The sequence below is a fragment of the Streptococcus sp. HMSC062B01 genome, from assembly GCF_001811085.1.
Taxonomy (GTDB): Bacteria; Bacillota; Bacilli; order Lactobacillales; family Streptococcaceae; genus Streptococcus; species Streptococcus gordonii.
The window spans coordinates 224,291-233,524 of record NZ_KZ672782.1 but is presented as its reverse complement, the minus strand read 5'-3'; the positions used below and the strand labels follow the sequence as shown (position 1 = coordinate 233,524).

Annotated in this window: 9 protein-coding genes and 2 tRNA genes; all 11 read right to left on the bottom strand. The window is 33.6% G+C overall.

Annotated features, from left to right (window positions below):
• Nucleotides 1-287: phosphoribosyltransferase (locus HMPREF2780_RS06370; RefSeq protein WP_267894131.1), on the bottom strand; the 287-nt coding region annotated here is incomplete at its 3' end.
• 4 nt (nt 288-291) lie between these two features.
• Nucleotides 292-1,569, bottom strand: coding sequence for a tRNA lysidine(34) synthetase TilS (tilS, locus tag HMPREF2780_RS06365; RefSeq protein WP_008808024.1), 1,278 nt, complete (start codon nt 1,567-1,569; stop codon nt 292-294).
• Nucleotides 1,566-2,846, bottom strand: coding sequence for a serine hydrolase (locus tag HMPREF2780_RS06360; protein WP_045772579.1), 1,281 nt, complete (start codon nt 2,844-2,846; stop codon nt 1,566-1,568). Before HMPREF2780_RS06360 ends, tilS begins: the two co-directional genes overlap by 4 nt.
• Nucleotides 2,846-2,965 carry an SP_0009 family protein gene (locus HMPREF2780_RS06355; RefSeq protein ID WP_037622626.1) on the bottom strand — a complete coding sequence of 40 codons (120 nt, stop codon included), beginning with the start codon at nt 2,963-2,965 and terminating at the stop codon, nt 2,846-2,848. Before HMPREF2780_RS06355 ends, HMPREF2780_RS06360 begins: the two co-directional genes overlap by 1 nt.
• Nucleotides 2,966-2,967: 2 nt before the next feature.
• Complete coding sequence (locus tag HMPREF2780_RS06350) at nt 2,968-3,336, bottom strand: FtsB family cell division protein (RefSeq protein ID WP_060970645.1); 369 nt, start codon at nt 3,334-3,336, stop codon at nt 2,968-2,970.
• Entirely contained in the window at nt 3,329-3,595 is a 267-nt protein-coding gene (locus tag HMPREF2780_RS06345) for an RNA-binding S4 domain-containing protein (protein WP_012131074.1), read from the bottom strand. Before HMPREF2780_RS06345 ends, HMPREF2780_RS06350 begins: the two co-directional genes overlap by 8 nt.
• A 65-nt stretch (nt 3,596-3,660) precedes the next feature.
• Nucleotides 3,661-7,164 (bottom strand): transcription-repair coupling factor, encoded by a 3,504-nt coding sequence (gene mfd / locus HMPREF2780_RS06340; protein WP_105026386.1) that lies wholly within the window; start codon nt 7,162-7,164, stop codon nt 3,661-3,663.
• Complete coding sequence (pth, locus tag HMPREF2780_RS06335) at nt 7,157-7,726, bottom strand: aminoacyl-tRNA hydrolase (RefSeq protein ID WP_060970646.1); 570 nt, start codon at nt 7,724-7,726, stop codon at nt 7,157-7,159. Before pth ends, mfd begins: the two co-directional genes overlap by 8 nt.
• Nucleotides 7,727-7,799: 73 nt before the next feature.
• Entirely contained in the window at nt 7,800-8,915 is a 1,116-nt protein-coding gene (gene ychF, locus HMPREF2780_RS06330) for a redox-regulated ATPase YchF (RefSeq protein WP_061586345.1), read from the bottom strand.
• A gap of 109 nt (nt 8,916-9,024) precedes the next feature.
• Nucleotides 9,025-9,098 (bottom strand) — tRNA-Asn (locus tag HMPREF2780_RS06325).
• Nucleotides 9,099-9,103: 5 nt separating this feature from the next.
• Nucleotides 9,104-9,175: transfer RNA gene (locus HMPREF2780_RS06320), tRNA-Glu, on the bottom strand.
• Nucleotides 9,176-9,234: the final 59 nt, after the last annotated feature.

The window sequence follows — 9,234 nt, the reverse complement described above, 5'->3', positions numbered from 1 at the left end:
AGGATATGGCGACCAGCGACATCTTGGTCAACATCTTTTTTAATGTTAATTACACCACTGCTAGAAGTTCCACCATGGTAGCTAGATACAATCATGAAATCCAATTCAATATGAGTATCAATATGCTTGATCAACTCAGCCATAAAAGGAACCGAACCTTTTAAAACACCAACTAGAATAGGATTCTTCCCATGATAATCTTCTGTTAATTGAGCACCTAGTTTTTTAGCAGCAGCAACTATCTCATCGTGCGAAATCAGTACTTTTTTAATGTCTTTTTCTAACATAATCTTACCTATCTATTTTTTTAATATAAAGAACATCTTTCATTATATCACGTTTCGAGTTCTTACTCAAATCACTTGTTACGATTCCAGCAATCCCTAAAATTTCATTAAATTGTTCCACAATGACAGCTTCATCTCTTTCTTTAAGAGAGTATTTTTCATCTATAAAATAGCGAGCTAGTTTTTTATGGTGACCATTTAATAAAATTCTATCTCCAGACTGTCGGTGACGGAGCACAATAGAAGTTTTACGTGAAACAGGAATCATCTGAACCTCTCCACCAATTAATTCTTTCCCAAAAGAGAAACAATAACCACCTAGTTCAATAATATCTTCAAATTGTAGCAAAATAGCTCCCTTTTTTGAATCAGACTTAGGACCGATTTTCTTAATTTTAAAGGTTTGATAGTCTTGGATGAGCTCATATTGATTTTTAAGATAATGGTGATAGTTGGTTTTAGTATTTACAATATGTAAAATATCATCAAACTGTGCTTTACTTAGTTGTAAATCAGGAAATTTTTCAAGATATTCCTGCAATAAAAAAACTTGAACTTCTCTTTTTTGCTTCCTAAACGTCTGTAAATCCGTCAGATTTAAGTCTTTTGTTAAGCCGGAAAGAGCTTTTTGTAATTGAGCAATTTCTAAACCTAAACCTATAATAGCTTGTTTGATTCTGGGGTTTTCTGTTTCTAAAAGCGGGAAATATTGGTTTCTTACACGATTTCTAAAATAAGTATTTTCAAAATTTGAGGCATCTTCAAAATGAAAAACCGTCGGAAAATCAGTTTTAGAAAATTCCAACAAGGGTCTAATTAACTCGCCACCACCAAAAGGCTGCCTATCTTTCATACCAGACAAATAACGTAAGCGACTTCCACGTAGAATCCGCATAAAAATCGTTTCTGCTTGATCGTCTGCATGATGGGCTGTCACCAAGGCAGTACAATCTTCTTCTTGCATGACTTTTTTGAAAAAATTATAACGAAAATCTCTAGCTGATTTTTCTGAAAAAACTCCAGAAAAACTTGATGTAAGAATCTTTACACCAAGTTTTTGAGCAATTTCTTTTAATTGTTTTTCTTCTTGATCAGCTTCAATTCGTTGTTTATGGTTGATATGAGCCAAGATAAGTTCTATATCCAACTCTTTTTGATACTTATATAAAAGGTTCAATAAGGTCATAGAATCAAGGCCACCAGAAATGGCCAACAAAACTCTTTGATGCTCAATAAAATAAGCTTTTTCTTTACACTGTTTCAAAAATTGCTGCTCAATCATTTCAGCACCTCATAGACATCATTGGCTATTTTTGAAATAGTGTCATAGTTTGAATGATTAGTGAAAACCGATATGATAAAAGGTGATTCACTGTAAACAATGGCAACGTCATGTTTGAAATCATAAGCGTCACCAATCTTATGAGCAACCTTCACTGGAATATCCTTAGAAATCCTCTGATTATCAAAGTTGGTCTGCGAAAGAGTGTCAATAATAGAACCATTTTGATAATAAATAGCTTCCATTACATTTCCTGCCATTTTAGCAGAGGCATTTCTTTCTTCCACATCCCATTTTCTACCTGCAATGTTTTCAATAGTGGAACGGTAGGTCGAGCTTGATTTATCTGTAACATAGTAACCTAAAATATTGGTTGCGGCGTTATCAGATTCTTTGGCAATATGATTAATGAGATCCTGTACACTGTATTCTTTATTATCCGCTTCTTTGGGTAAACTCCCACTTCCTTCCGTATCATAAGCTCCAGAATAATCATTAACATCCTGAATATATTTTAGTCCTTGTGCAAGTGTAAATTTCCCTTTATTTAATTCTTCTTGAGCATAATAAAGAATTGGCAATTTAGTTACACTGGCAGAATACATCTCTGTATCTTGATTAATTCCTGCCGTTTTTCCTGTATTCAACTGTTTGACATAAATAGAAAAGTCCGCCTGATTATATCGACTAGTTAAGATTTCTTGAACTTTTTCGATGCGATTATCTGTATCTGAAAGATAATCCGCTCTTACCCAACCACTATTTTCAATTTTTGCATATTGGGCTGTTGGTGTTGTAGCTAGTTGAGTGATTTTTACAGAAGTATAGGCTGATTTATTACTATTAATTTTTTTGACACCATTTACATAAGCTTTTTCATAAACTGTAAAACCTGGTTTCAGCCACACTGTTTGATTTGTATCTTCCAAAGCCAAGACAGTATCATCATAAATAGAACGTTTATCAGCAACTACAAACTGACCATTGGATAACTTAAAGAGAGGTAACCCTTGAGAATTGACTACTAATTCAGTCAACTTGAAAGGCTGATTTGGAGATAGCTTCCCAGAAATCTTATCTAGTTCTGCAGAAGAAAAAGTTAAAACTTCTTCATAAACATTTGGATTGGTAGGAAGTGTTTGATAATAATTGCTGTAGCTTGTATTGGTCAATTCATACTGTTGACTTGTTGTCAATGGAATATCTTTTTCTGTGCTAATGACTATATTACTGCAAAAGAAAGCCGGTAACAACAATAAAGCTAAGTATTTCCTCATCAATCCTTCCTTTCTGTATTTTTTTCTTCTCTCAATTCTTGATTCTTTTGTGAAAGCTCTTCTAATTTTTCCTCTGAGAAAGTTAAAAATTTCTCCACTGTTTTAACAATATTATCCATGATTACTGTGGTAACAAATCTGGTATATTATAGATTGTCTCTCCTTCTTTAGCATAGAAATATTTTGCTCGAGCGTATTTAGCGGCATAGTCATCATCCTTTAAACGCTTAGATAAGTTTTCCTGATATTCTTTTTCCCTACTCAACTCATCATATTTTTCTTCTAACTCAACAAGCTTTTGCCGGCGTTCTAAAAGGGTTTGATAGGATTGTACTAAATTATAAGTTGGTAAAATGAACAAAAGCATAACTAAAATTAAAACCCAGCCCATAAAACGATTTTTTTTGCGACGTTCTTCTTCTAAGTAGCGTCGACGCTGATTTTCATCCTGAATGTACTGATTATTTAATTGAACAATATTTTTAGACATCTTCTTCTACCCTTGTTTCACTAACAATTTCATACATACTTGCTGCATCTTCTTTTTTGGTACTATCTTTCATTTCTAATACTTTCACAGTAAGTAGTTTATTACCAAAACGAATCTCAACAATATCATCTGTTTTTAAGTCTGTTGAACTCTTGGCTAGAATTCCATTTACTTTTATTCGCCCTTTGTCAGCAACTTCTTTTGCAACAGTTCGCCTCTTAATAATTCTTGATACTTTTAAATACTTGTCTAATCTCATATTCCTTACCTCAATTCTCTTAATATTCTATCATGTTTTAAAGAAAATGAAAAAACAAAATCCCCTCAATCCTCTTTTCTTTGTTTTATCTCCACTAACTTTTGACCAAACTGAATTAAATTTTCTAAGATTTCATAATCCTTTTTCTGACGAACATCAAAAATAACTTCAATTAGTTTGTCGCTTTCTCCTATACGAGCTTTTAAAGTTGTTGCAGCCAAAGCTTCAAAATAATCCTGGGTCAAGAATATTTGCTGTGACATCTTTTCAAATCTAACAACTACGGTCTGCTGTCTGCGTTCTACTAAAGAAACAAAGGATTTATCCAAATATGATTTCAACAGACCAATTTCTAATAAATAGGCGACAACATCTGGATACTCTCCAAAACGATCTATCAATTCTTCCTGTAAATCTTCATAATTTACACTGTTGTCAATTTCACGAATACGTTTGTAAATCTCAATTTTTTGACGTTCATCTGATATATAGTCACTTGGTAAATAGGCATCAATTTGGAGATTAATTTCTGCATTACTTTTTTGTCTTTTTTGCTCCTTACCTTGTTTCTTGGCAATTGCCTCTTCTAAAAGTTGAGAATACATTTCAAACCCTACTGAATCAATAAATCCTGATTGAGAAGCTCCAAGAATGTTTCCTGCTCCTCTAATTGATAAATCTCGCATTGCAATTTTAAATCCTGAACCTAGCTCTGTAAAACCTTTAATTGCTTCTAAACGTTTTTCAGCCACCTCAGTCAAAGTTTTATCTGGACGATACATAAAATAAGCATAGGCGATACGATTACTCCGACCTACTCGTCCCCTAAGTTGATACAAGGTTGACAGACCCATATGATCAGCATTTTCTATAAATAAAGTATTTGCATTTGGAATATCAACCCCTGTTTCAATAATGGTAGTTGTAACCAAGACATCATATTCTCCATTTATAAAGTCAATTAGAGTATTCTCCAATCTAATTTCACTCATTTGACCATGAACAAAACCAATGCTTGCTTCTGGGACTAACTCTTTTAATTCAGCTACTTTTTGCTCAATTGTGTCAACTTTATTGTAAAGATAGTAAACTTGTCCTCCACGATCTATTTCTCTTACAATTGCATCTCGAATAATAGTTGGATTAGTTTCTAAAACATAAGTTTGAACTGGATAACGATTGGTCGGAGGAGTTTCAATGACTGATAAGTCTCGAATACCTAACATTGACATGTGTAAGGTACGAGGAATAGGAGTAGCAGTTAAAGTTAAGACATCAACTTTTGTTTTTAATTCTTTTAGTTTCTCCTTATGCTTAACTCCAAAACGCTGTTCCTCATCAATAACTATCAGACCTAAATCTGCAAATTCAACATCCTGTGATAAGAGCCTGTGAGTCCCAATAATGATATCCACTTGACCTTTTTTCAAACCTTCTAAAGTCTCATTCTGCTCTGCCTTTGTCCTAAAGCGACTTAGAACATCAACATTAACAGCAAAGTCATTAAAACGTTCTTTAAAATTTGTATAATGTTGCTGAGCAAGTACAGTTGTTGGTACCAAAATTGCAACCTGCTTATGATCATTAACAGCTTTAAAAGCCGCCCGCATTGCTACTTCAGTTTTACCAAAACCAACATCTCCTACCAATAGGCGATCCATTGGTTGCTTGCTTTCCATGTCCTTTTTTATTTCTTGAATACTTCGTAATTGATCCTCTGTTTCAACATAAGGAAAATCATTATCAAATTCAATCTGATTTTCGTCATCACTAGAAAAGGAAAAACCTTCTAGCTGGCTCCTCTCGGCATACAATTTAATTAAATCATCTGCAATATCTTCCACTTGATGCTGAACTTTTTGTTTTGTCTTTTGAAAACGACCATCATTTAACTTATTGACTTTTGGTGTCTTTCCGTCACTTGCTACATATTTTGATAAGAGTTGGATTTGGTCAACTGGAATCGATACTCGATCAGCATTTTGGTATTGAATGGTTACGTAATCTCGATGAATACCAGAAATTTCAATGGTTTCAATTCCTAGATATCGCCCAATACCATGTATGTTATGGACAACATAATCTCCTTTTTCTAACTCATTATAATCCTTTAATCGCTCTGCATTAGATATATTTTGCCGTCTTACACGTCTTTTAACTTTCTTTTGGAAAATTTCATATTCTGTAATTAATACAAGCTTTTGATCAACAAAATTAAATCCCTGGTTTAAATTTCCTTGTATAAGTTGCACTGAATTTTTATGGATTTCTTTATCATTTATATACTCTACTTGAATATCGTATTCTTGTAAAGTTTTATGTAAAGATTGTAAAGAAGATAATGAAGATGCTTGCAGGATTACTGTAGAACCTGCCTTTTTATAGCGGTCAATTTCATCTTTCAATAAAAGAAATTGACTAAAAAATTCCTGCATAGGGTATTGATTAAATTGATAAAGAAAATCAAATTTTAAGTTACCTAAGCCTTTGTGAAAATTTGAAAGAAAAGTAGAAGGTTTGTAATTTCTAAAATCTGGATAAGCATTAACAAAATATTTCTGATTTGAAACAGCTTTACTAGATTGTAAACCTTCTGTCAAAATAGTTGCAGCTTCCATTTCAAATTGTGCATTTCGCTCCATGATTTTTTGAAAATCATCAAAGAAAATAGGAGTATGTTTTGGAAGATAATCTAGAATAGTCCATTCTTTCTCATAAAAATAGGATAAAAATTTTCGAGAATCTGGATGAAGTTGACGTTTTTTAACATCCTGTAAGATCTCTTCAAGATAAGATTTTAGATGGTTATCTTGACTTGCTTTTACTGCCTCTTCTATTTTTTTCTGAGCTCTTAGATAATCTTCATCCGATAACAATATATCGTTTGCAGGATGAATTAAAACTTGATTTAAATTTTCAATAGAAGTTTGGCTTTCTGAATCAAAAATACGTATTCCATCAATCTCATCTCCGAAAAATTCTAAGCGGTAAGGAGAAATACTATCTTTATCAAAAATATCTAGGATATCACCTCTTAAACTGAACTCACCCTGATTAAAAACTTGTGATTCTTTTCTATAACCAATCTTAATCAAAAAGTTTACAAGGGTATCAAGGTTATATTCTTGACCAACTTTTAGTTCTATAATTGAAGATTTTAATTCATTTGGATTTGGCAAAAAAAGGCGACTAGCTGAAAGATTTGTGACTAGAATACCTGACTCATTGTCATCTAATAAAAAATTTAATGCTCCAATCCGAGTATATATTTTCTCTTGAGACGAGAAGATAAATTCAGCCATAGGTGCATCGTCAGCTAAAAAATTATATACTTTTTCCTCACCTAACAAAGAAATCAAGTCACTAGATAACTTTTCTGCTTCACTATAACCTGATGTCATAACGAGAATTTTTTGATGTTCATCAAGAGCAGAGGCTATTGCAAGTGCCTTAGTGGAACCAGACAACCCCATTAGTAACTGTCTAGTCTTTTGATTTAGATTTTTTTTCCAATCTAAAATTTGCTGGTTTTGACAAAATAAATCAATCAAGTTCATTTTATTATCCATTATACTTCTGCATTGCTTGTTCAAAATTGCCTGATTGTAAATAATAATTTACAGCATTGTCAACCTTATCAAGAGTGTTCAAAATAGTTATATAATCATCTCTATCGAATTTTCCTAAAACATGATGAACCACTGTCATACCTTCTTTGGGACGACCAATACCTATTTTAACTCGTTTAAAATCTTGAGTACCTATATGTTTAATAATTGATTTAATCCCATTATGGCCGCCTGCTGAACCTTTTGCACGTAAACGAATCTTACCAACTTCCATATCTAAATCATCATATATTACAAGTAAATCTTCAACTTCTAAACCGTAATATGTTAACAAAGCATGAACTGCTTTTCCACTTTCATTCATAAAAGTTGTTGGTTTGATAAAATATACCTTTTCACCATTTAAGAATGTTGAAGCAATTTCTGATTGAAAAATTTTATCGGCTGTAAACTTTAAATTTAAATCTTTACACAACTTGTCAACTAACATAAATCCAACATTGTGTTTTGTTTCAACATATTTATCTCCTGGATTTCCTAATCCAACAATTAATTTTGTCATTATTATCCTTTCAAAGCTTAAAAGGGTTGGAAAAATTTTTCCAACCTATTCTTTATTCCATTTATACTTTCTTTTACACATTAAATCGGAATTCCATAATATCGCCATCTTGAACGATATATTCTTTTCCTTCTTCACGCAAACGTCCAGCTTCTTTCACTGCTTTTTCACTTCCATAATGCAATAAGTCATCGTAAGACATGGTTACCGCTCGGATGAAACCTTTCTCAAAATCTGAGTGGATGATACCTGCTGCTTGAGGTGCTTTCATTCCACGTTTGAAGGTCCAAGCACGAACTTCTTTTTCACCAGCTGTAAAGTATGTTCCAAGTCCCAACAGGTGGTAAGCTGCTCTGGTCAGTTTATCCACACCTGATTCAGTCAAGCCAATAGCTTCTAAAAATTCTGATTTATCTTCATCATCCAATTCAGAAATTTCCTCTTCAGCACGCGCTGAAATGACTACAACTTCTGCATTTTCTGTAGCTGCGAATTCGCGAATTTGCTTTACATAGTAAATATTATCTGGATCAGCCACCTCATCTTCACTAACATTGGCCACATAAAGCACAGGTTTAGTCGTTAAGAGAAAGAGCCCTTTAACAATCTTCTGTTCTTCTTCTGTAAACTCAATTGTCCGAGCTGAGATACCATCTTCGAGAACTGGCTTAATTTTCTGTAATACATTAAATTCCGCCACAGAATCCTTATCTTTTTGAGTTCTTGCCATCTTCTCTACACGCACATAACGTTTGTTGATACTTTCTAAGTCTGCTAAAATCAATTCTAAATTGATTGTTTCAATATCTGCCATTGGATCAACAAAATCAGACTCGCGACCCTGTTCCCTCATGACATTTTCATCATCAAAAGCACGTACAACGTGGACGATAGCATCTACTTCGCGGATATTGGCCAAGAATTTATTCCCTAGTCCTTCTCCTTTTGAAGCACCTTTCACAATTCCAGCAATATCTGTAAATTCGAAGGTTGTTGGAACTTTTTTCTGTGGTTTGATGAGCTCTGTTAATTTATCAAGACGTGCATCCGGAACTTCCACTCTTCCAACATTAGGGTCAATTGTTGCAAAAGGATAGTTTGCTGCTTCTGCCCCCGCTTTTGTAATTGCATTAAATAAAGTTGATTTGCCGACATTAGGTAATCCGACAATTCCTGCTGTTAAAGCCATTTAGCTCTTCCTTTCATCTTTTCAATTCAAATTATTATACCATAAAACAGACTAAGTCTGTAGAGGAAAATATAAACAAAAAAACACTCAATTAATTGAGTGTTAGCGACTCCGGCAGTAGGACTCGAACCTACGACATCATGATTAACAGTCATGCGCTACTACCAACTGAGCTATGCCGGATAATATAGTCCGTACGGGATTCGAACCCGTGTTACCGCCGTGAAAAGGCGGTGTCTTAACCCCTTGACCAACGGACCATATATGTCTTGCAAGAAGACATATTTTATTATACCAGTTTATCTCGCTTTGTCAACAG

Bases quoted from the DNA above. Each gene is read 5' to 3' on its own strand.
- tilS (WP_008808024.1), bottom strand. From the start codon at position 1,569: ATGATTGAGCAGCAATTTTTGAAACAGTGTAAAGAAAAAGCTTATTTT.
- HMPREF2780_RS06360 (WP_045772579.1), bottom strand. From the start codon at position 2,846: ATGAGGAAATACTTAGCTTTATTGTTGTTACCGGCTTTCTTTTGCAGT.
- HMPREF2780_RS06355 (WP_037622626.1), bottom strand. From the start codon at position 2,965: ATGGATAATATTGTTAAAACAGTGGAGAAATTTTTAACTTTCTCAGAG.
- HMPREF2780_RS06350 (WP_060970645.1), bottom strand. From the start codon at position 3,336: ATGTCTAAAAATATTGTTCAATTAAATAATCAGTACATTCAGGATGAA.
- HMPREF2780_RS06345 (WP_012131074.1), bottom strand. From the start codon at position 3,595: ATGAGATTAGACAAGTATTTAAAAGTATCAAGAATTATTAAGAGGCGA.
- mfd (WP_105026386.1), bottom strand. From the start codon at position 7,164: ATGGATAATAAAATGAACTTGATTGATTTATTTTGTCAAAACCAGCAA.
- pth (WP_060970646.1), bottom strand. From the start codon at position 7,726: ATGACAAAATTAATTGTTGGATTAGGAAATCCAGGAGATAAATATGTT.
- ychF (WP_061586345.1), bottom strand. From the start codon at position 8,915: ATGGCTTTAACAGCAGGAATTGTCGGATTACCTAATGTCGGCAAATCA.